20 protein-coding genes and 1 pseudogene are annotated in these 20,830 nt (G+C 68.8%); 9 read left to right on the forward strand and 12 right to left on the reverse strand.

Annotated elements, in window-relative coordinates:
* Nucleotides 1–343: 343 nt before the first annotated feature.
* From ACZ4O3_RS13295 to ACZ4O3_RS13305, 3 genes and pseudogenes are all read left to right on the forward strand, one after another.
* A complete protein-coding gene (locus tag ACZ4O3_RS13295; RefSeq protein ID WP_467722205.1) occupies nt 344–535 on the forward strand; it encodes a hypothetical protein in 192 nt (63 codons plus the stop codon).
* Nucleotides 519–1,043: a DUF6879 family protein gene (locus ACZ4O3_RS13300; protein ID WP_467722206.1), complete on the forward strand. Its 525-nt coding sequence runs from the start codon at nt 519–521 to the stop codon at nt 1,041–1,043. Before ACZ4O3_RS13295 ends, ACZ4O3_RS13300 begins: the two co-directional genes overlap by 17 nt.
* Nucleotides 1,040–1,582 (forward strand): annotated as a pseudogene (locus tag ACZ4O3_RS13305) (Scr1 family TA system antitoxin-like transcriptional regulator); the annotation flags it as partial. The gene ACZ4O3_RS13300 and the pseudogene ACZ4O3_RS13305, both read left to right, overlap by 4 nt.
* On the opposite strand, the gene ACZ4O3_RS13310 reads toward ACZ4O3_RS13305, so the two are convergent.
* The 3 genes from ACZ4O3_RS13310 to ACZ4O3_RS13320 form a co-directional block, all read right to left on the reverse strand.
* Nucleotides 1,527–2,939, reverse strand: a complete 1,413-nt coding sequence (locus ACZ4O3_RS13310) for a DUF3987 domain-containing protein (RefSeq protein ID WP_467722207.1) — start codon at nt 2,937–2,939, stop codon at nt 1,527–1,529. The pseudogene ACZ4O3_RS13305 and the gene ACZ4O3_RS13310 sit on opposite strands and share 56 nt — an antisense overlap.
* Before the next feature lie 88 nt (nt 2,940–3,027).
* Complete coding sequence (locus ACZ4O3_RS13315; protein WP_467722208.1) at nt 3,028–3,750, reverse strand: Lsr2 family DNA-binding protein; 723 nt, start codon at nt 3,748–3,750, stop codon at nt 3,028–3,030.
* Nucleotides 3,751–4,136: 386 nt separating this feature from the next.
* The gene (locus tag ACZ4O3_RS13320) at nt 4,137–4,688 is read right to left on the reverse strand and encodes a hypothetical protein (RefSeq protein ID WP_467722209.1); all 552 of its coding nucleotides are present in this window, start codon (nt 4,686–4,688) and stop codon (nt 4,137–4,139) included.
* Between the two features lie 146 nt (nt 4,689–4,834).
* On the opposite strand from ACZ4O3_RS13320, the gene ACZ4O3_RS13325 reads away from it, so the two are divergent.
* Nucleotides 4,835–6,010, forward strand: coding sequence for a tyrosine-type recombinase/integrase (locus ACZ4O3_RS13325; RefSeq protein WP_467722210.1), 1,176 nt, complete (start codon nt 4,835–4,837; stop codon nt 6,008–6,010).
* Between the two features lie 199 nt (nt 6,011–6,209).
* Here the strand turns inward: ACZ4O3_RS13325 and ACZ4O3_RS13330 are convergent, their stop codons facing one another.
* Nucleotides 6,210–7,367 carry an acyl-CoA dehydrogenase gene (locus ACZ4O3_RS13330; RefSeq protein WP_362727906.1) on the reverse strand — a complete coding sequence of 386 codons (1,158 nt, stop codon included), beginning with the start codon at nt 7,365–7,367 and terminating at the stop codon, nt 6,210–6,212.
* Nucleotides 7,368–7,545: 178 nt separating this feature from the next.
* Between ACZ4O3_RS13330 and ACZ4O3_RS13335 the strand changes: the two genes are divergently transcribed.
* A complete protein-coding gene (locus tag ACZ4O3_RS13335) occupies nt 7,546–8,889 on the forward strand; it encodes a UDP-glucose dehydrogenase family protein (RefSeq protein WP_362727908.1) in 1,344 nt (447 codons plus the stop codon).
* A gap of 121 nt (nt 8,890–9,010) precedes the next feature.
* Here ACZ4O3_RS13335 and ACZ4O3_RS13340 read toward each other — a convergent pair whose 3' ends face one another.
* On the reverse strand, nt 9,011–9,517 hold the full coding sequence (locus ACZ4O3_RS13340) for a CGNR zinc finger domain-containing protein (protein WP_467722211.1): 507 nt from the start codon (nt 9,515–9,517) through the stop codon (nt 9,011–9,013).
* Between the two features lie 130 nt (nt 9,518–9,647).
* Between ACZ4O3_RS13340 and ACZ4O3_RS13345 the strand changes: the two genes are divergently transcribed.
* Together ACZ4O3_RS13345 and ACZ4O3_RS13350 are read left to right on the forward strand one after the other, a co-directional pair.
* Nucleotides 9,648–10,007 carry a VOC family protein gene (locus ACZ4O3_RS13345; RefSeq protein ID WP_362718569.1) on the forward strand — a complete coding sequence of 120 codons (360 nt, stop codon included), beginning with the start codon at nt 9,648–9,650 and terminating at the stop codon, nt 10,005–10,007.
* A 14-nt stretch (nt 10,008–10,021) separates the two neighbouring features.
* Nucleotides 10,022–10,408 (forward strand): VOC family protein, encoded by a 387-nt coding sequence (locus tag ACZ4O3_RS13350; RefSeq protein WP_362718566.1) that lies wholly within the window; start codon nt 10,022–10,024, stop codon nt 10,406–10,408.
* 41 nt (nt 10,409–10,449) lie between these two features.
* On the opposite strand, the gene ACZ4O3_RS13355 is transcribed toward ACZ4O3_RS13350, so the two are convergent.
* The 4 genes from ACZ4O3_RS13355 to ACZ4O3_RS13370 all read right to left on the reverse strand — a co-directional run bounded on the left by ACZ4O3_RS13355 (nt 10,450) and on the right by ACZ4O3_RS13370 (nt 14,561).
* Nucleotides 10,450–11,544 (reverse strand): dipeptidase, encoded by a 1,095-nt coding sequence (locus ACZ4O3_RS13355; RefSeq protein WP_362718563.1) that lies wholly within the window; start codon nt 11,542–11,544, stop codon nt 10,450–10,452.
* A gap of 156 nt (nt 11,545–11,700) precedes the next feature.
* Nucleotides 11,701–12,879: a dipeptidase gene (locus tag ACZ4O3_RS13360; RefSeq protein WP_385002612.1), complete on the reverse strand. Its 1,179-nt coding sequence runs from the start codon at nt 12,877–12,879 to the stop codon at nt 11,701–11,703.
* 21 nt (nt 12,880–12,900) lie between these two features.
* A complete protein-coding gene (purE, locus tag ACZ4O3_RS13365; RefSeq protein ID WP_362718558.1) occupies nt 12,901–13,425 on the reverse strand; it encodes a 5-(carboxyamino)imidazole ribonucleotide mutase in 525 nt (174 codons plus the stop codon).
* On the reverse strand, nt 13,422–14,561 hold the full coding sequence (locus ACZ4O3_RS13370; protein ID WP_362718555.1) for a 5-(carboxyamino)imidazole ribonucleotide synthase: 1,140 nt from the start codon (nt 14,559–14,561) through the stop codon (nt 13,422–13,424). The genes purE and ACZ4O3_RS13370 overlap by 4 nt, the downstream gene beginning before the upstream one ends.
* Nucleotides 14,562–14,767: 206 nt before the next feature.
* Here ACZ4O3_RS13370 and ACZ4O3_RS13375 point away from each other — a divergent pair, with 206 nt between their 5' ends.
* Entirely contained in the window at nt 14,768–15,277 is a 510-nt protein-coding gene (locus tag ACZ4O3_RS13375) for a GtrA family protein (RefSeq protein ID WP_362718552.1), read from the forward strand.
* 15 nt (nt 15,278–15,292) lie between these two features.
* Here the strand turns inward: ACZ4O3_RS13375 and ACZ4O3_RS13380 are convergent, their stop codons facing one another.
* Complete coding sequence (locus tag ACZ4O3_RS13380; protein WP_362718549.1) at nt 15,293–16,567, reverse strand: ATP-binding protein; 1,275 nt, start codon at nt 16,565–16,567, stop codon at nt 15,293–15,295.
* Nucleotides 16,568–16,718: 151 nt separating this feature from the next.
* A complete protein-coding gene (locus ACZ4O3_RS13385; RefSeq protein WP_007382513.1) occupies nt 16,719–17,396 on the reverse strand; it encodes a response regulator transcription factor in 678 nt (225 codons plus the stop codon).
* A 494-nt stretch (nt 17,397–17,890) separates the two neighbouring features.
* Between ACZ4O3_RS13385 and ACZ4O3_RS13390 the strand changes: the two genes are divergently transcribed.
* Complete coding sequence (locus tag ACZ4O3_RS13390; RefSeq protein ID WP_467722212.1) at nt 17,891–19,387, forward strand: oligopeptide:H+ symporter; 1,497 nt, start codon at nt 17,891–17,893, stop codon at nt 19,385–19,387.
* Between the two features lie 134 nt (nt 19,388–19,521).
* Here the strand turns inward: ACZ4O3_RS13390 and ACZ4O3_RS13395 are convergent, their stop codons facing one another.
* Nucleotides 19,522–20,829 (reverse strand): hypothetical protein, encoded by a 1,308-nt coding sequence (locus ACZ4O3_RS13395; RefSeq protein ID WP_467722213.1) that lies wholly within the window; start codon nt 20,827–20,829, stop codon nt 19,522–19,524.
* Between the last annotated feature and the right edge of the window lies 1 nt (nt 20,830).

Below are 20,830 nucleotides of genomic sequence, written 5' to 3' on the forward strand. Positions count from 1 at the left end.
TTCCCCGCCGGTTACGGCAGGTTCCGGGCCATCACGATCCGCTGGACCTGGTTGGTGCCCTCGTAGATCTGCGTGCTTTACAGGCCATACGGCTCTGGCCTGCACGAACACCCCTCCCAGAGGGGGCCTCCCCAGCATTTCCCCATGATCGTAAACAGTCTCCGCAGGCAGGAGGCGCGCTGGAGGCACCACCACCAATCGCGCCGCATACGAACAGGCCGGGCGCAGGTTACGCGGTTTCCCGTTCCGTCAACCGTGATCGCTTGACCCTTGCGCCACCCCTCGGGAGCATCAACCCAGATGCGGGGCACTGACAGCGGTACGGGAGAGGGGAACCCAGACCATGAAGGTCACCAAGCTGGTCAGCACGTGCGACATCAAGGACTGCCCGACGATCTACGCCACGGATCGTGGCACCTTCCTGGTACAGGGTGAGACGCCGACCGACCACGGGCTTCAGATTCCCGCCCACGAAACCCTGGTCGAGATCCCGATGGAACTGATCCAGAAGGCCATCCGTGAAAACCTCATCTAGGACCCTCGGCGACCTCTTCGACACGTTCGAGCGCGAGGCATTCCGGCTGGAGACCCTGGACGACTACAGCAGGTCCGGGAGCGTCGACGCCTACCAGGCATTCCTGGCCGGGGAGCCACAGCCGGACGACTACAACGCGGGATGGGTCAAAGAACTACGCTCGCACACCGAGAAGGGGAAGCGGGTATACCGGGTCCATATCCTGTCCCGCCCGCTCACGGACTATCTTAGGTTCGAACTCGGGTGGGGCTACCACAAGAACGTGAGCGGGGGCGAAGAGTTCTTCATCCTCGACATCACCGACAAACCCAACCCCTTGCAGAACGTCCCGGATTTCTGGTTCTTCGACTCCGAATCCGTGGCCGTGATGAACTACGACGGAAGCGGAAAGTACCTGGGTTCGGAAGTGCTACCGCCGGAACGAACAGCGCAATTCACGCGGTACCGCGATGCGGCTCTCGCGCACGCGGAACCGTTCGCCGAATGGTGGGCTAAGTACGGGACGTGAACAGAGCACAGCTTGGAGCCGCGCTGCGGGCGCTGCGAGTGGCATCCGGCAAGGAAGCCAAAGCGGTGGCCCGCAGCGCCCTCATGTCTCCGTCCAAGCTGTCGAAGATCGAGAATGCGAAGCTGGCACCCAGCGCGACGGATGTAGAGCGCATCCTGACCGCCATCGGCGTTTCGGACGAGGTCAAAGCGGAGTACGCGGAAGCCGCACGCGCGTCAGCGACGGAGGCGATGGCGTGGCGCCTGCTCAAGCGGATCGGGGTCCACAAGGGCCAGCAGGCCGCCAAGGCTCTGGAAGCCCAGATGTCTGTACTGCGGCTGTTTCAACCCGCGCTCGTTCCGGGCCTGCTCCAGACTCCCGAGTACATCCGGGCCATTCTGCAACGCCACAACCTGAGTGAAGACGCACTCCAGCGAACGATCAATGGACGACTTGAACGGCAAGCGGTTCTCTACGACACCGCAAAGTCACTTCGGTTCATCATCACCGAACCTGTTCTGCGCTGGCGCATCGTGCGACCGCAGATGATGGCTGCTCAGTCGGTTCCTGCACGGGCTCGGCAACCTGCTTGGGTGCCGGGCGGTAGGCGTCCAGGCGGACGACGCATGCACGGTTCTGCTCACGCTCTGCGCTGGCCGGCTGCGCCTCCGCGTGACGGGAAGTGTCCTCGTTCCTGTCGCTGCCTGTGCTGGCCGGCTGCGGCACAGAGGCACCGGAAGTGTCACCGCGGAGTGTGAAAACGGTGGCCGGTCGGCCACTCTTACCCGCCCGTTCCACAGTAACGACGATTCCCGACAGTGCCTTAACCGCTTCAGCCGTGGCGCCCACATACGGGAGCACCTGGGAGGAAGTGGCCCGACCGCCGTGCATCTCGATCCGGGCCCGGACCTTGTCTTCAAGGCTGAGCGGCTGACGCTTCACCTTGGGAGAGGTCGCCCCCTTGGTGATCCGGACGGCATCCTGGACCGACCGGCGCACCAGGCTGAAGGCGGCCGACAGCATCTCTTCAGTGACCGTCTCCGAGCACTCGGACGCTGCCAGGCAGGCCGCAACCCTGAGCGTCTGTTCTGCCGTGCGCTCGATGAACACGGCCTGTCCCTCGGGCAGGGTCTCACCCAGGATGCGGGCGTATCGGCGCACGATCCGCCACAGCGGCCGGGCATCCTCCGCAAGCGTGATCACACGCGGCCGGGCAGTGGCCCACCCGTAAGCGTCGGCCAGCTCTCGCCCGTCCACCTCGGGCAGGCTCACCCGGTCGTCGTCCAAGAGCGGCACCGATCCGAGCAGGAAGGGAAGGATGCGGTTGTACGAGCCACCCGCCGCTTCCGACTCCCCGACGTACTTGGCCCAGTCAGAGGGCGTGACGTGACAGTGCAGAACCATGGCGGGGTCACGTACTTCCTGCGCCTCATCCTTGGTGGTGTTCCGCAGCGTCGCACCGTCCCACGCGGTCCGCAGCTTGGTCGTGAACGATGAATCCCGCTTCACCCTGCGGAGCACTTCCGACCACTCTTCTTCGACCACCAGAGTCCGCACGTCCCGCCCATGCTCGGTCTCGGCCGTCGCTTCCTGCTGCTCCCACAGGTGGTTCACCATGCTCGCCCCGGAAGTGATCCCGGACGTGGTGTGTGTGGCCAGGAAGCGACCCAGGGCCTTGTCCAAGACATGATGAGCGGCCCGGAGCGCGGTTCCCTTGCCGCGCCCCGTACCGGCCACCAGAGCGGACCACAGCAGCACGGGCCGGGGGCCACGGGAAGACACCTTGACCGAGCCACCGATAGCGGCCGACCACATCGAGAGGGCGGCCACATACACCCCCAAGGGGTCCGCTTCCAGGAACGGGGAGATCCTGCGGACCGCGCGACCGATGGGACCGTACAGAACGGGGGTGCTCATGCTGCCTCAATCTCGAACAGGGTTGCTTGTGTGGCTTCTGGCCGGGGAGGCCGGGCGCACTCGGCGCCCGGCACGGTGGGAGCGGCGGTCAGGCCGCGACCGCTTTTCCCTCCGATGCGTCCCGGTGCTCCCACGCATGGCGCACATGCATCGGGATTCGGCCCTTGGTAGGCACGGTGAAGCCGTTCTCGCGTGCCCACGCTCGTACGGCACGGTTGCGCTCTCGCTCACTCATCCCGGAGAGGGCAACCTTGGCAGGCTCCGGAAGCGGGTCGCCACCGACCAACTCACCCGAGCGAACAGCCGACTTGAAACGTCCCGGTTTCCGGACGTCCATCACAGGGATGCCACGCTCGGAAGCGTCGCGCAGCTTGGTGGCATTCCGGTCGCCACCCTCACCCAGGATCAGCAGGACCGTGCTGTCATCGGCACGGCCGACCACCTCATAGCCCATGCGCCGAACGGCCTCTCTGGCGTCTTCCCACGAGTAACCGGGCACCTCTCCGGCCAGCATCACGGATGGGACCGGCTCGGGGTCAGGCTCCCCCACGGGTGCCGCTTCCGGCTCCGGCTCCGGCTCCGGGACAGCCCCAACAATCGGCAGGGGCTCAACCGGCGCACTCTTGGCAGTCTCAGGCACGCCAAGAGCGTCCATCAGGTACCTGCCGAACAGGATGTCGTGCTCAAGGCAGAGGTCCCACGTGTGCGCACCCAAGGTAAGAGTCGTTCCCGCTTCTTCCTCACTGCCATCACGCGCTATGTGGGCGTCGCACAGAACCTTTTCCACGGGCATGAGAACGGTCTTACGCATAGCGCTGCATTCCTTTGATGGGGCGGAAGTCTCAGCGAGTGTCCGGAGCGTTGCTCTGACGGCCTCCTCGCTTGACTTCTATTCTTCCCCACCCCTACCACGGAACGGTAACCAACAAATAACTGAGACATTACTCAATATGGGGTAATGGTAATTCGATAAAGAAAAGGACCCACCGGGGTGCCTCCCTTCGATCGCGTTCGCCAATCAAATCCCCAAATCCTCGGAACGGCACACGTGACACTTCTTCGGCTGGTGCTTCAATTCGCCACCCCACGGTTTAGAGCTGGCGGTCAGTTGCCGTCTTAGTCACGCAGTCCTCTCAGCAAACAAAAAAGGCCCCCGAATACCCTCGGGGGCTCAATGCGCATGAAGTGTTATGTAGTTCAGCCGCCTTGGCTAGCTGCTTCAGTCATTTCCTCAAGTACTGCTTTGGCCTTGTCCGTCAACTCTCCACCCGCCTTACCGGCAACGGTGGTCAGGAAGCCGTCCCTTCTGGCCCGCTTCAGGTGATCCTTCACCGTCTCAGGTCGGCGGCCAATGAGCCGCGCCAGCCACGGAATGGGTGCAGGAGCCCCAAAGTCCGCCATGGCGGTGTACGTGGCAACTAGCAGGGCCAAGTACCGCTCTGAGACGCCTTCGCCCTCCAGGGCGAGCCCCGCCGCCCCTCCCATCCCATTCAGCTTCCCTGCCACCTCCTCCAACGTCCGCTGGGCTTCGGGAGCCTGCTTGGCCAACTCCAGGGCTGCGGCTACATCGAGCCTGCGCAGGACAGTGGTCGAGATACCCCGCGCCACCTCACGAGCAGGGGCATCTTCGGCCGGCTCGATGGTGATCCGCTGTGGTCCCCCGTTGACCGGCCCCACGGGCCACCACATGCGGACCACCCACGCGCCCTGCTGCTGAGTGATCTCGAACCCGCTGTCATCCGCTTCCATATCACTCAAGCTAACACACCCAGGGGGTTCCACCCTGTGTTGACAACCCAGGGTGGTCGATGGCCAAACTTGAAAACGCCGGGGAGTGACCGGCGCGACGGCGGGGCGGGCCCGTACGTCGGCAGCAGCAGGAGGGGGCCGCTTCAGTGGCAAGGGCATGGGTCGCACGGTCAACGGACGACCCGAAGAAGTGGACGACGTACTGGTACGACCCGGACGGCAAGCAACGGCAGAAGACGTTCGAGACCAAGAAGCGGGCTGACGACCAGCGCAAGCGCAAGGAGCAGGAACTCGACGCCGGGACCTACCTGGACGACCGCTTGGGCAAGCAGCCCGTGACGGCCGTGTGGGAGCAGTGGACGAATCAAAGGAAGCTGGAGAACAGCACCAAGAAGCAGTACCGGTCGATCCTCAACACGACCATTGAGCCGTTCTTCAAGGCCCGTTCCATCGTGTCCCTGAAGGTCGCTGATGTTGAGCAGTGGCTCTTGTGGATGGAGCAGGACCGGAAGCTGTCCGCCCGCACACGGCGTCAGCGGTTCTCGTTCTTCTCCGGGATGATGGACTGGGCTGTCGTCAACGAGATCGTCGGCCGGAACCCGTGCAAGAAGGTCAAGGGCGCGGGCAGCCGCGCCAAGGAGATCCGGGAGCAGAAGAGCACCGCAAGGGGGCTCACGACGCGGGAAGTTCTGGCGATGCTGGATGCCGCTCCTCCGCGATACCGCGCGATGCTGTGGCTCATGGCCGGGTGCGGCCTGCGACTCGGTGAGGCCATGGCGGTGTCCCGCGATCAGATCGACTTCAAGGCCGAGACGCTTCGCGTCGACTTCCAGATTGCAGAAGACGGAGACACCGAGTCGGGGAAGAACAGCGCGATCCAGCGTCGGCACATCAAGGCTCGTGACGAAGGCGAGCCAGGGCGTACCGTCCCCCTCCCGCCGAACGTCGCCTTCGAGCTACGGCGGCACATCAAGAACCACGGCGTATGGGGGCCGGAGCGGCTCCTCTTCCCCAACGTGACGCGGACTGGCTACCTCTACGCGTCGTACTTCTACCCGAAGATCTGGATGGAGGCTCTGGGCAAGGGACAGGTGAAGTACTGCAAGGCCCACTCACTCCGGCACTACTACGGGTCGCGGCTGCTGTACGCCGGAGTCCCCGAGAACGACGTGGCCGACTGGATGGGCCACAGCAGTACTGACGTGCTCAGGGAGCACTACCACTACATCTTCGAAGGGGCCGAGCAGCGTGGCCGGGCCGCCATCGCAACAATGTTGACGCCCGGCGCCGACGACCCGACAGAGGCGTCAGAGGTCGCCTGATCCGCGTACGACAACAGCCCCCGGCGTCGCGCCGGGGGCTGTGTTGTTTGTGCAGGTCAGGGGCCGTTTTCAGTCCGGCATCTGCCCAGGATTCCCCCAGCATGACGCCCAGGAACGGCCCTGATCGGGCGGCAACGGACAGAAAGCCAGGGGCACCCCTCCGGACCTTCGGAACAGCTTCTGACCTGCAAAAACCCTGCTAGGGAAGGTTCCTCGCCATCACGATCCGCTGAACTTGGTTCGTGCCTTCATAAATCTGCGTGATCTTGGCGTCGCGCATCATGCGTTCGACCGGGTAGTCGCGGGTGTAGCCGTAGCCGCCGAGGAGCTGGACGGCGTCCGTGGTGACCTCCATGGCGGTGTCGGAGGCGAAGCACTTGGCCGCCGCGCCCTGGAAGGTGAGGTCGGAGTCGCCGCGCTCGGAGGCGGCCGCGGCCTGGTAGGTGAGGGCGCGGGCGGCGGCGATCTTCATGGCCATGTCGGCGAGCATGAACTGGATGCCCTGGAAGTCGCCGATCGGCTTGCCGAACTGCTTGCGCTCCTGGACGTAGCCCTTGGCGTAGTCCAGCGCGCCCTGGGCGACACCGAGGGCCTGGGCGGCGATGGTGATGCGGGTGTGGTCCAGGGTCTTCATCGCCGTGGCGAAGCCGGTGCCCTCGGCGCCGATCATGCGGTCGGCCGGGATGCGCACGTTGTCGAAGTAGACCTCACGGGTCGGCGAGCCCTTGATGCCGAGCTTCTTCTCCGGGGCGCCGAAGGAGACTCCCTCGTCCGACTTCTCGACCACGAAGGCGGAGATGCCCTTGGAGCGCTTGTCGGGGTCGGTCACGGCCATCACCGTGTAGTACTCGCTGACACCGGCGTTGGTGATCCAGCGCTTCACGCCGTTGAGGACGTAGTGGTCGCCGTCGCGGACCGCCTTCGTCTTCATGCCGGCCGCGTCGGAGCCCGCCTCCGGCTCGGAGAGGGCGTACGAGAACATCGCGTCGCCCTTGGCGAGCGGTGCCAGGTACCTCTTCTTGAGGTCCTCGGAGCCGGAGAGGATCACCGGGAGCGAGCCCAGCTTGTTCACGGCGGGGATGAGGGAGGAGGAGACGCAGGCGCGGGCCACCTCCTCGATCACGATGACCGTGGCGAGCGCGTCGGCGCCGGAGCCGCCGTACTCCTCGGGAACGTGCACGGCGTGCAGGTCGTTGGCGACCAGCGCGTCGAGCGCCTCCTGCGGGAAGCGGGCCTCCTCGTCGACCGCGGCCGCGTACGGGGCGATCTTCGCCTCGACCAGCGCGCGGACGACGTCGCGGAGCATGTCGTGCTCCTCGGACGGGCGGTACAGGTCGAAGTCAGCCGATCCGGCCAAGGTCTCTCACTCCAGACGCAGTGGTGCTGACGCTAATTACTGTTAAGTAACTCAAAGTTTAGGGCGCGGCCCGCACAACGGTGACGTGAGGTACGCGACAGCGGGAAAGTTGCCCGCAGGAGGGCCCGGTTATGCTCGGCCCCGCAGCAGCACCAACATCCCCGAGCTGGAGCATTCCATGAGCCTCAAGATCACTGTGATCGGCACCGGTTATCTCGGCGCCACGCATGCCGCGGCCATGGCGGAGCTCGGCTTCGAGGTGCTCGGTCTCGACGTCGTACCCGAGAAGATCGCCATGCTGGAGCGTGGCGAGACCCCGATGTACGAGCCGGGCCTGGACGACCTGCTGCGCCGGCACGTGGCGGGCTTCGAGGGCTCCAGCGGGCGGCTGCGCTTCACCACCGACTGGGCCGAGGTGGGCGCCTTCGGTGACGTCCACTTCGTCTGTGTGAACACCCCGCAGAAGCACGGCGAGTACGCCTGCGACATGTCGTACGTCGACTCCGCGATCGCGTCGCTGGCCCCGCATCTCACCCGGCCCGCGCTGGTGGTCGGCAAGTCGACCGTGCCGGTCGGTTCGGCGGAGCGGCTCGCCGCCTACCTCGCCGAGAACGCGCCGGCGGGCGCCGAGGCCGAACTCGCCTGGAACCCGGAGTTCCTGCGGGAGGGCTTCGCCGTCCAGGACACCCTGCACCCCGACCGGATCGTGGTCGGCGTGCGCGGCGAGCGCGCCGAGAAGCTGCTGCGCGAGGTGTACGCGACGCCGGTGGGCGAGGGCACGCCGTTCGTGGTCACCGACTTCCCGACGGCCGAGCTGGTGAAGACGTCCGCGAACTCCTTCCTCGCCACCAAGATCTCCTTCATCAACGCCATGGCCGAGGTGTGCGAGGCGGCGGGCGGCGACGTGGCCAGGCTGGCCGAGGCGATCGGGCACGACGACCGGATCGGGAAGAAGTTCCTGCGCGCCGGGATCGGGTTCGGTGGCGGCTGCCTGCCCAAGGACATCCGCGCCTTCATGGCCCGCGCGGGCGAGCTGGGCGCCGACCAGGCGCTGACCTTCCTGCGCGAGATCGACTCCATCAACATGCGGCGCCGGGGGCAGATGGTCGAGATGGCCCGGGAGGCGCTGGGCGGCGGGTCGTTCCTCGGGAAGCGGGTCGCGGTGCTCGGCGCCACGTTCAAGCCGGACTCGGACGACGTACGGGACTCGCCGGCGCTGAACGTGGCCGGGCAGATCCATCTGCAGGGCGGGCAGGTGACCGTGTACGACCCGAAGGGGATGGACAACGCCCGGCGGCTGTTCCCGACGCTGGGCTACGCCGGCAGCGCCGAGGAGTGTGCGCGGGGGGCTGATGTGGTGCTGCACCTCACCGAGTGGCGGGAGTTCCGGGAGCTGGATCCCGCCGCACTGGGCGCGGTGGCCTCGGCGAAGGTGATCCTCGACGGGCGCAACGCGCTGGAGCCGGAGGTCTGGCGGCGGGCGGGCTGGACGTACCGTGCGATGGGGCGTCCGACCGCCTAGTCCCGTACGGGGTGCTCGGACCAGGGCGACACCGGTTCGGCCGAGGCTCAGTCGGCCGAACCGGTGTCTTGTCGCATTCTGCACCACGCGGCACAGGCGCGGCCGATGAACCGCCTGGGCCTTACCTGTCCTTGGCCCGGTACCGGCGCATCTTGGCGCGCGCCCCGCACACCCGCATCGAGCACCAGCGGCCGCGGCCGGCCGGACTGCGGTCGTAGTAGGCCCAGTGGCAGGTGTCGGCCTCGCAGGCCTTGAGGCGGGTCCAGGTGCCCTCGACCAGCGCACCGGCGACGGCGGCCGCGACCCGCGAGACCAGGGGGCCCGCGTCGGCGGGGGCCAGGGTGGCCGAGCCGTCGGCGGGGTCCACGGCCACGCGGAGGGGGGCGTCGGCCAGCAGCTCGCCCAGCGGGGTCACCTCGCGGTGCGGCGGGTGGCCGGCGTGGGCGAGGAGCGTGGCGCGCAGCGATTCGCGCAGGGCGCGCGCGGGTGGCAGTTCGGCCTCCGTGATGCCGAGGCGCTCCCTGCCGTCCGGCGTGTCGAGCGCGTCGGCGCCCGACTCGATGTCCAGCGTGTTCACCAGGGCCTCGACCAGGGTCAGGCCGCCCGGCGCGGGCGATCTCTCGCTCATCCCTGCCAGCTACCTCCGAATTCCCTTGCGAGGTTACCTCCACTGCGGGAGCATGCGGTAACGGTGACTGGTTACCCGGCTCTACAGGTAACCAGCAACTCGGACACACTCGGACTTCGAGGAGGAAGTCATGGCTCTCGCCAAGCTCGGTGCCGTCGTCCTGGACTGCCCTGACCCGTCCGCGCTCGCCGGTTTCTACGCCGGCGTGCTGGGCGGCAGCGTCGAGGGGGACGAGGAGTGGGTGGACCTGACGGTGCCCGGCGGACGGGTGCTGGCCTTCCAGCGGGCGCCCGGTTTCGTGGCGCCGAAGTGGCCCGCGCCCGACGACTCCCAGCAGTTCCACCTGGACCTGGTGGTGGACGACCTGGACGCGGCCGAGAAGGGGGTCCTGGAGCTGGGCGCGAAGCCGCTGGACGCGGCGGACCGGGAGCGGACCTTCCGGGTGTACGCCGACCCGGCTGGGCACCCGTTCTGTCTCTGCGCCTGCTGACCCGGGGAGGACCCATGGCGATCGTCGCCCGACTGCGCAACGTGGTGATCGACTGTCCCGACCCGCTCGCGCTGGCCCGCTTCTACGCCGCCGTGGCCGGGGGCACCCCGGTGGCGGAGGACGACGAGTGGGTCGTCCTTCAGGTACCGCAAGGACCGCGGCTGGGCTTCCAGCGGGTGGCGGGGTACACGCCGCCCGAGTGGCCGCGGGCGGACCGCAACCCGCAGCAGCTCCATCTCGACTTCGACGCGGGGGCGACCTGGGAGGAGGTCGACGCGGCCCACGAGAAGGTGCTGGCGCTGGGGGCGCGCCCGCTGGACCTGGAGGACCGGGAGAAGAAGGACTTCCAGGTGTACGCCGATCCGGCGGGCCACCCCTTCTGTCTGTGCCGGATCCCCTGATCACGTCCTGTGCTCACGTCGTGCGGACCGGCCGGGCGGGGTCACTTCTCCGGCTCGGCCGGTCTGCCCGGGACCGGCTCGCGGCGGCGTTGGGCCGCGCGGGCGGTGAAGTCGGCGCTGCGCAGGACGCGCTGGACGTTCCCCCAGGTCAGCAGGGACAGCTCGGTCTCGGACCAGCTTCGCCTGAGCAGTTCGGCGATCAGGTGCGGGTAGCGGGAGGGGTCGGCGAGGTCGCGGGGGTGGGCGGCGCCGGAGTCGTAACTGCCGGACAGCGCGACGCACTCGGGGCCGGCCACGATCCGCACGTGGTCGAGATGGTCGGCGACGTCAGGGACGGTCGGCCCGGACTGCTCGGCGGCCAGCGGCACCATGCACAGCCCCCGCTGCTCGCCGAGCTGGGCCAGCAGCCCGTCGGAGAGGTTGGCGGGGTGCGGGCGCACGGAGGCCGCGCCGGAGCGGGTGCACAGGACCGGCGTCTTGGACAGGGCGAGCACCCGGGCGAGGACGCTCTCGGGGGCGCCGGACAGGTCGGCGAGCACGCCGAGCCGGTTCATCTCACGGATCACCTCCTCGCCGAACCGGGTCAGCCCCTCCCGGTCCGCCCAGTCGGCGCCGGCCAGCGAGAGGACCCGCAGGCCGAGGGAGTTCAGGACACGCAGGATGCCGAGGGAGCCGTCGACGGCGGCGGCGGAGGCGGGACCGAGCACCACGGCGACCCGGCCGCAGTTGCGGGCGTCGATGACCTGCCCGGCGGTGCGCACCAGCCGGAGCCCCTCCGGATGCCTCTCGACCACCCGGCGCACCAGGTCCAGCCGTTCCAGCGTGGCCCCCACGGCCCGGTCGCGGTGCTCCGAATCCGGCTGGTCCAGCGACCAGAACAGCGCGCCCACGTGCCCCTCGCGCAGCCGGGGCACGTCCGTGTCCACGGCGGCCTCGCCCAGCTCCAGGTCGTACCAGGGCAGCGGTCCCAGCGCCCGCGAAAGCCCGCTGTAGCCGTCCGCGACCGGGTACGCGTCCAGCAGGACGTGGGCCTGTGCCAGGAACTCGGTGTCGGACACCACGGGGAACGGGTCGTACGGGAGGCTGTCGTCCTCGCCGACCTCGGTCGTGGTGGGAACGTCGTGGAGGTCGGCCATTTGCGGGCTCCGTACGTCGTCGTGAGCTACGTCGTGATGGGGCTGTAGCCCACCGTCGCACGGCCGACCGGGAGGGTTCCTGGTGGACGGGGCGTTCGGGGGTACGACCGGGGGCGGGGCAGCCGGTACACCGGTCCGCCCCGCCCCCGGGTCCCGTCAGCCGTCCAGTTCGGCGATCGTCGCGTTCGACGGCCCCCGGGTGCCCTGGAGGTCCCGGGCCACGTCCTCCGCCGCGCCCAGCACGCGGACCGCGTTCTGCCAGGTGAGCTTGGCCAGGTCGGCACGGGACCAGCCTCGGTCGAGGAGTTCGGCGATCAGGTTCGGGTAGCCGGAGACGTCGTTCAGGCCGTCGGGGGTGAAGGCGGTGCCGTCGTAGTCGCCGCCGATGCCGATGTGGTCGACGCCGGCGGTCTCGCGCATGTGGTCGAGGTGGTCGGCGACCGTGGCGGTCGTCGCGACGGGGCGGGGGTGGCTCTCCTCGAAGGCCCGGTGGATCTTCATCGCGTCCTCGCCGGTGTCGAGGTGGTGGAAGCCGTGCGCGCGCATGTTGTCGTCGGCCGCCGCCGTCCAGTCGACCGCCGCCTGGAGCACGAACTTCGGTACGAACGTCACCATGGCCACACCGCCGTTGCCGGCGAGGCGTTCGAGGACGTCGTCCGGGATGTTGCGCGGGTGGTCGCAGACGGCCCGGGCGGAGGAGTGCGAGAAGATCACCGGCGCGGCGGTGGTGTCCAGGGCGGCGCGCATGGTCGTCGGGGCGACATGGGAGAGGTCCACCAGCATGCCCAGGCGGTTCATCTCCCGGACCACCTCGCGGCCGAACGCGGACAGGCCGCCGACCCTGGGCTCGTCGGTCGCCGAGTCCGCCCAGTCGTTGTTGTCGTTGTGGGTGAGCGTCATGTAGCGCACGCCCAGCTCGTACAGACCGCGCAGGGTGCCCAGCGAGTTGTCGATGGAGTGGCCGCCCTCCGCACCCATGAGGGAGGCGATCCGGCCCTCGGCGCGGGCCGCCTCCATGTCGGCGGCGGTCAGCGCGGCCCGCAGGTCCGCCGGGTAACGGGCGATCAGCTGCCGTACGCAGTCGATCTGTTCCAGTGTCGCCGGGACCGCGCCGGGCAGGTCCGAGCGCACGTACACCGACCAGAACTGGGCGCCCACCCCGCCCTCGCGCAGGCGCGGGATGTCGGTGTGCAGGTGCGCGTTCTGGTGCGTGGCGATGTCACGGGAGCCGAGGTCGTAGCGGACCTGCTCGCGCAGTGCGTACGGCAGGTCGTTGTGCCCGTCGACCACCGGAAACTCGCGCAGCAGGGACCGGGCTTCGTCGGATGAGGTCATTGCGTATTGCTTCCCGGAGTCCTACTTGCCGAAGCCGAAGCCGTTTGAGCCGCCGTCGACCTTGGCCCGCAGGCGCTTGCCCTTCTCGGCCGCCTGGTCGTTGAGGTCCTGCTGGAAGTCCCGCATCCGGGCCAGCAGGTCCTCGTCGTGCGTGGCCAGGATACGGGCGGCCAGCAGGCCCGCGTTCCGGGCGCCGGCGACCGAGACCGTGGCGACCGGGACACCGGCCGGCATCTGCACGATCGACAGCAGGCTGTCCATGCCGTCGAGGTACTTCAGCGGGACCGGGACGCCGATGACCGGCAGGGGGGTGACGGAGGCGAGCATGCCCGGGAGGTGGGCCGCTCCCCCGGCACCCGCGATGATCACCTTCAGCCCGCGCTCCGCCGCCTGCTCGCCGTAGGTCACCATCTCGCGCGGCATGCGGTGCGCGGAGACGACGTCGACCTCGTACCCGATCTCGAACTCGTCCAGGGCCTTGGCTGCGGCCTCCATGACGGGCCAGTCGGAGTCGGAACCCATGACGATGCCAACAACGGGGCTCATTCGGTGATCGTGCCTCTCAGGTAGCCGGCAGCGTGACGTGCGCGTTCGAGAACGTCGTCCAGGTCGTCGCCGTAGGTGTTGACGTGACCGACCTTGCGGCCGGGCTTCACGTCCTTGCCGTACATGTGGATCTTCAGTTTGGGGTCGCGGGCCATGCAGTGCAGGTACGCGGAGTACATGTCGGGGTAGTCGCCGCCGAGGACGTTGACCATGACCGTCCACTTCGCGCGCGGGCGCGGGTCGCCCAGCGGCAGGTCCAGGACCGCGCGGACGTGGTTGGCGAACTGGCTGGTGATCGCGCCGTCCTGGGTCCAGTGGCCGGAGTTGTGCGGGCGCATCGCCAGCTCGTTGACGAGGACGCGGCCGTCGCGGGTCTGGAACAGCTCGACGGCGAGGTGGCCGACCACGCCCAGTTCCTTGGCGATCCGCAGCGCCATCTCCTCGGCCCGCAGGGCGAGCGCCTCGTCCAGGTCGGGGGCGGGCGCGATCACCGTGTCGCAGACGCCGTTCACCTGCCGGGACTCGACCACCGGGTAGGCGACGGCCTGGCCGTGCGGGGAGCGTACGACGTTGGCGGCGAGTTCGCGGACGTAGTCGACCTTCTCCTCGGCGAGGACGGGCACGCCGGCCCGGAACGGGTCGGAGGCCTCCTCCGCCGTCTCCACGACCCACACGCCCTTGCCGTCGTATCCGCCGCGGACCGTCTTGAGGACCACGGGGAAGCCGTCGCCCTCGGCCGCGAACCGGACCACGTCCTCCGGGTCGGCCACGATCCGGTGGCGCGGGCAGGGGATGCCGAGCGCGTCGAGCCTCGCCCGCATCACGCCCTTGTCCTGGGCGTGTACGAGAGCGTCGGGGCCGGGGCGCACGGGGATGCCGTCCGCCTCCAGGGCCCGCAGGTGCTCGGTGGGCACGTGCTCGTGGTCGAAGGTGATCACGTCGCAGCCGCGCGCGAACGCGCGCAGTGTCTCCAGGTCGCGGTAGTCGCCGATGACGACATCGCTCACCACCTGGGCCGCGGAATCCTGAGGAGTGTCACTGAGGAGCTTGAACCTGATGCCCAACGGGATGCCCGCTTCGTGCGTCATACGCGCGAGCTGGCCCCCGCCGACCATGCCGACTACCGGGAACGTCACACCCCCAGGGTATCGGCCGCGCCACGGTGGCCGGTTTCCCCGCCCGCCACCAGGACTCTTACCGACCGTTTCGTCGCTTCTTGCCCCGCTTTTCCGGGCTTCTTTCCAAGCCGTTCCCGACCTGTGCCGTCATCCACGGGCGTGGGACATACTGGCTCGTTAGAGTGGCTGGGTCGCAATATCTACGGACGGGAGCCCGCACAACCATGGAACGTGGTTCCTCGGGGCTGCAACGGCTCGTACGCGAGGTCGCCAAATTCGGCGCCGTCGGCGGCGCCGGCATTCTCGTCAATCTCGGCGTCTTCAACCTGGTCCGGCATCTCACCGAGCTTCCGGTGGTGCGGGCGAGCGTGATAGCGACCGTCGTCGCCATTGTCTTCAACTACCTGGGCTTCCGCTACTGGACGTACCGGGACCGTGACAAGGGCGGCCGCACCAAGGAACTCACCCTGTTCCTGCTGTTCAGCGCGGTGGGCCTGGTGATCGAGAACGGTCTGCTGTACCTGGCGACCTACGGCTTCGGCTGGGACAGCCCGCTGCAGAGCAACGTCTTCAAGTTCGTCGGCATCGGCGTGGCCACGCTGTTCCGCTTCTGGTCGTACCGCACCTGGGTGTTCAAGGCGCTGCCGGCCCGGGAGACGGTCGCCGACGCGGAGGCGATCCTGGAGCGGGCCGCCGACTCCCCGGAGCCCAAGCCCAGGCAGCGGGTCTTCTGACCCCTTCTGGACCCCCTAACGGACCGTCGGCAGGTCCTCGTCCGCCGGCTTGTGCGCGGGCGGTGTGCGGGACAGGAACAGACCGAACACCGGCGGCTGGGCCTGGAGCAGTTCCAGACGGCCGCCGTCCGCCTCCGCGAGGTCACGGGCTACGGCCAGGCCGATCCCGGTGGAGTTGCGGCCGCTGATCGTCCGCTCGAAGATCCGGTTGCCGAGGTCGGCGGGCACCCCGGCCCCCTCGTCGGTCACCTCCACGACCGCCTGGTTGCCGGTGACCCGGGTGCGCAGGGCGACCGTGCCGCCGCCGTGCATCAGCGAGTTCTCGATCAGCGCGGCGAGCACCTGCGCGACCGCGCCGGGGGTGCCCACCGCCCGCAGATGCCGCTTGCCCGAGCTGACGATCGCCCGGCCGGAGCTGCGGTAGGCGGGCCGCCACTCGGCGAGCTGCTGTTGGATGACCTCGTCCAGGTCGAAGGTGACGGCCGAGCCGGTACGCGGGTCGCGGGAGTTCGTCAGCAGCCGCTCCACGACGTCGGTCAACCGCTCCACCTGCGTCAACGCGACATTCGCCTCCTCCTTCACGATGTCCGGGTCGTCGGTGAGGGTGATCTCCTCAAGGCGCATGGACAGGGCGGTGAGGGGCGTGCGCAGCTGGTGGGAGGCGTCCGCGGCCAGCCGCCGCTCGGCGGTGAGCATCCGCCCGATCCGCTCGGCGGAGGAGTCCAGCACGTCGGCGACCCGGTCCAGCTCCGGGACGCCGTACCGCTTGTGCCGCGGGCGCGGGTCGCCGGAGCCCAGCCGCTCGGCGGTCTCGGCGAGGTCGGTGAGCGGGGAGGCGAGCCGGTTGGCCTGGCGGATGGCCAGCAGCACGGCGGCGATCACGGCGAGCAGCGCGACGGCCCCGATGATCAGCAGCGTACGGCCGACCTCGCGGGTCACCGTGGACCGCGGCTCCTGGACGGTGACCGTCTCGCCCTCCTCACCGTCGGCGGTGTAGTGGATGACGTCGCCCTCGGGCCTGGCCCCGAGCTCGATCGGCGCCTTGCCCGGGATGCGGATGACGGCGTACTGGTCCTTGCCGACCTGGCTGTGCAGTATCTCGGCGGTGACGTCCTCGTCCCCGAGGATGCGGCTGTCGACGATGCTGGCGAGCCGGAGCGCCTCGGAGTCGACGCGCTCCTGGGCGCTGTTGCTGATGGTCCGCGACTCGACGATGACGAGAGACACGCCGAAGACGGCGATGACGACCAGCACGACGGCGAGGGTGGACTGGATCAGACGACGACGCACGGCACTCTCCGGGAAACGGCCACGTCAGCGCCCCGAAAGGGGCGCGGGGTGCAAACATGTGCGGCTCCGCCGCGTGTGCGCGACCGGCCCGCCGTGACGGTCGGTCGCGCACACCGCACCAGCCGGCCACGGCGCAACGCGCGTAGCCGACCTAGCTCTTCTCGAAACGGAACCCGACACCACGCACCGTAGCGATGTACCGCGGGTTCGCCGCGTCGTCGCCGAGCTTCTTGCGCAGCCACGAGATGTGCATGTCGAGCGTCTTCGTCGACGACCACCACGTCGTGTCCCAGACCTCGCGCATCAACTGGTCACGGGTGACCACTCGCCCGGCGTCCCGTACCAGCACCCGCAGCAGGTCGAACTCCTTCGCGGTGAGCTGGAGTTCCTCGTCCCCCATCCAGGCCCGGTGCGACTCGACGTCGATCCGCACCCCGTGCGTGGCCGGCGGCTGCGCGGGCTCGGCGGCGCCGCGGCGGAGCAGCGCCCGCACCCGGGCGAGCAGTTCGGCGAGCCGGAAGGGCTTGGTCACGTAGTCGTCGGCACCCGCGTCCAGACCGACGACGGTGTCCACCTCGTCGGCCCGCGCGGTCAGGATGAGGATCGGTACCGCGTGGCCCTCGGCACGCAGCCGGCGCGCGACCTCCAGGCCGTCCATGCCGGGCAGCCCGAGGTCGAGCACGACCAGGTCGATGCCGCCCTGCATTCCGGCGTCGAGCGCGGTGGGTCCGTCCTCGCGCACCTCGACCTCGTAACCTTCCCGGCGCAGTGCGCGGGCCAGCGGCTCCGAAATGGACGCGTCGTCCTCGGCGAGCAGTACACGGGTCATGAGGTGATGGTAGTCCGATTACGCGCTGTGCCGGGGTGTGATGGGCGCCCGGGATTCTTACCTTGGGGCACAGTGGTACGAACCTGTGGGCGAGAGGTGAGACGGGAGGACGGGCCTTCGAAAGCGGGTGCACGGTTCCCGCGACACCTGTGATCCGTGTCTCAAGTCCTTCCATATCCGCCAGTGTCCTGACGTACAGTGACGTGAACGCCTGTAGTACACCCGGGGACCTTTGGTGGGCTTCTTGACACTGAAGGTCTCTTTTGTGTGCGGGTCGGCCCAGGCCGGCCTCGAAAGGAATGACCTCTGGCCGGGCTCCGGACGCGACACAGCGTCACGGGGCGTGGATCCCGGTGGTCGCCGTCCCCCGCTCCGTGGTCCGGGGTGGACTCCCCCCGGGCGTGGGGTTGGACGGTCCGACCCGCCGGTGCCGGCCGCTCCCCCCACGGGCGCGCACAGCCCCACCGCGCGTCCCGAGCAGCAAGGAACGACCCATGGCGTCCAGCCTGACGAAGGACTCGGTCCGACCGGGCACCCCCGGTTCCGAGAAGACCTTCTTCGGCCACCCCCGCGGACTGGCCACCCTCTTCATGACCGAGATGTGGGAGCGTTTCTCCTACTACGGCATGAAGGCCCTGCTTCCGCTGTACCTGGTCGCTCCCGGCGGCCTGCACATGACCGCGGCCACCGCGACGGCGATCTACTCGGTGTACCTGTCGCTCGTGTACCTGCTCGCGCTGCCGGGCGGGTGGTTCGCCGACCGTGTGCTCGGCCCCCGCAAGACGGTCGCCGTCGCGGGCGTGATCATCATGCTCGGCCACCTGACGCTGGCGCTGCCCGGCTCGGGGACGTTCTTCGCGGGTCTCGGTCTGGTCGCCATAGGGTCAGGCCTGCTGAAGGCCAACATCTCCACGATGGTGGGTCACCTGTACGACGGTCCGGACGACCCGCGCCGTGACGGTGGCTTCACGCTCTTCTACATCGGCATCAACGTGGGCGCCTTCGCCGCGCCGCTGGTCATCGGCACGGTCGGCGAGAACTACAACTGGCACCTGGGCTTCGCGCTGGCCGCGCTCGGCATGGCGCTGGGTCTCGCCCAGTTCCTGCTCGGCACGCGGCACCTGAGCTCGCGTTCGGACATCGTCCCGACGCCGCTGTCCGCGGCGGAGAAGAAGGCGACGCTGACGAAGGCCGGCTTCTGGGCCGCCGTCGCCGCGGTCTTCTACGTCGTCGTGGGTGTCTCCGGCGTCTACACGCTGAACTGGCTGCTGGTCCCGATCACCGTCGCCGGTCTGCTGATCCCGGTCGTCGTCATCGCCCGCATCAAGCGCGACAAGGACCTGGACCGCGCCGAGCAGTCCAAGATGAGCGCGTACATCTGGTTCTTCGTGGCCGCGGCCGTGTTCTGGATGATCTACGACCAGGGCGGCTCGACCGTCTCCCTGTTCGCCGACGCCTCCGCCAAGAACACCATCTTCGGCTGGAACTTCCCGGTCTCCTGGTACCAGTCCGTCAACCCGGTCATGATCATGGCGCTCGCGCCGGTCTTCGCCTGGGCGTGGCTGGCGATGGCGCGGCGCGGCAAGGAGCCGAGCACGGCCGTGAAGTTCGCCGGCGGCCTGGTGCTGATCGGCGCGTCGTTCTTGCTGTTCGTCGCGCCGCTGTCGATCGCGGACGGCGGTCACAAGGCCGCCGCGCTGTGGCTGGTCGGGATCTACTTCGTGCAGACCGTGGGTGAGCTGATGCTCTCTCCGGTGGGTCTGTCCGTGACGACCAAGATGGCGCCGGCGAAGTACGCGTCCCAGATGATGGGCGTGTGGTTCCTCGCGGTCACCGCGGGCGACGCGACGACCGGTCTGCTGTCCATCGCCGGGGTCGACCTCAACAAGACGGGGATCGTGGCGTTCCAGGCGGCGCTGGCGGTGCTCGCCGGTGCGGCGGTGTTCATGTACCGGAAGAAGGTCCGGGAGCTCATGGGCGACGTTCACTGATCGTCTTCTGACAGAGGGCCACCGCATTCTCCGGAATGGGGTGGCCCTCTCGTGTTCCGGCTGCCCGCCCGACGTGGCTGGTCGCGCCCACGCGGCGGAGCCGCATATCAATGCAGCCCGGCGCCTCTAAGGCATCACCGCGTCCTCTTTCGAGGCATGAACGTGAAGACCGCGCCACCCAGCAGGATGGCCGTTCCCGCCACCAGGCCCAGCGCCTTCACCGCGCCGTTGCTGCTGTCGCCGGTCTCCGCGAGGCCGCCGCCGCTGCTCGAACCGCCCGCCGAGCCGCCGGACGTCGACGAACCCCCCGACGCCCCGCTCGCCTGCTCGCTCGTGTCCAGCGTCAACGACACCTCCGACTTGGTCGGCGTGCAGGTCGTCGTCGTACCGAGGGCGTTGACCGTCAGGACGCCCGGCGAGAGCGTCGACGTGCCGCTCGCACCCGGCTTGTAGGTGCCCGTCAGGTCCGGGATCTCGATCGGGTCGCCGGACTTGATCGGGGCGGAGTTGGTGGGGCCCTCCACATGGACCGTGCCCTTGTCGGCGCCGCCCAGGACCACCTCCATCGACGGTTTCACCGAGTCCGCCGGGATGTCCGCGGGGCTGTCCATCACCGACCCGTTGAACTGCACCGTGAGATCGAAACTCCCGCCGTTCTTCCTGGCGTTGATCTGCACCGGCGAGGTCGCGTTCTTGTCGCCGATGGGCGTCTTGCAGGCGTAGGGGACCTGTACCTCCTTGCCCGTGAAGTCGGTCTGGCCGGAGCCCGTGCCGTCGGAGGACGAGACGGACGGGGACGGCGACGCGGACTGCGACGGCGAGTCGGAGGGGCTCACCGAGGCCGACGGAGAGGCCGAGCCGGTGCCGGTCGGTGTCGGCGACCCGCTGGAACCGCTGCCGGTCACCTCGATCGTCGCCGCCTTCGGAACGGTCGCCGACGGCGTGCACACGGTGTCCGTGCCGAACGCGTTGACCTTGTATCCGTCCGGGGTGAGCGTCACCTCGCCGGGCGAGGTCAGCTTCAGGGTGCCCGTCATGTCGGACAGCACCATGTCGCCGCCCTTGGGGATCGCCGGGTTCTCGCGCGGCCCCTGCACGGCGACGTCGGCGCTCTGGGCGCCGGCCGCCTTGAGCGTGCCGGACGGCTGGACCGAGTTCGCGGGCAGGTCGATGATGTCCGGGTTCTTGGACGCGGCCTGCACGAACTTCCAGGTGATGTCGACCGTGTCGCCGACCTTCGCGGTGGCGGGTGCGGTGATCTCCACCTTCGTGGTCCCGTCGACGGGGTCGGCGACCCCGGCGGGCGGGACGCAGTGGGTCGCGAACGACACCTCGGCGGCCTGTGCCGTCCCGGCAGCCGCGCCCAGCAGCAGGCCCGCGCCGCCGAGGACCAGCGCGGCCGCCGCCGCACCCGCTCTGACCGGTGTCACTCTCCTTCGCATG

Source organism: Streptomyces sp. NPDC026515, assembly GCF_055567595.1.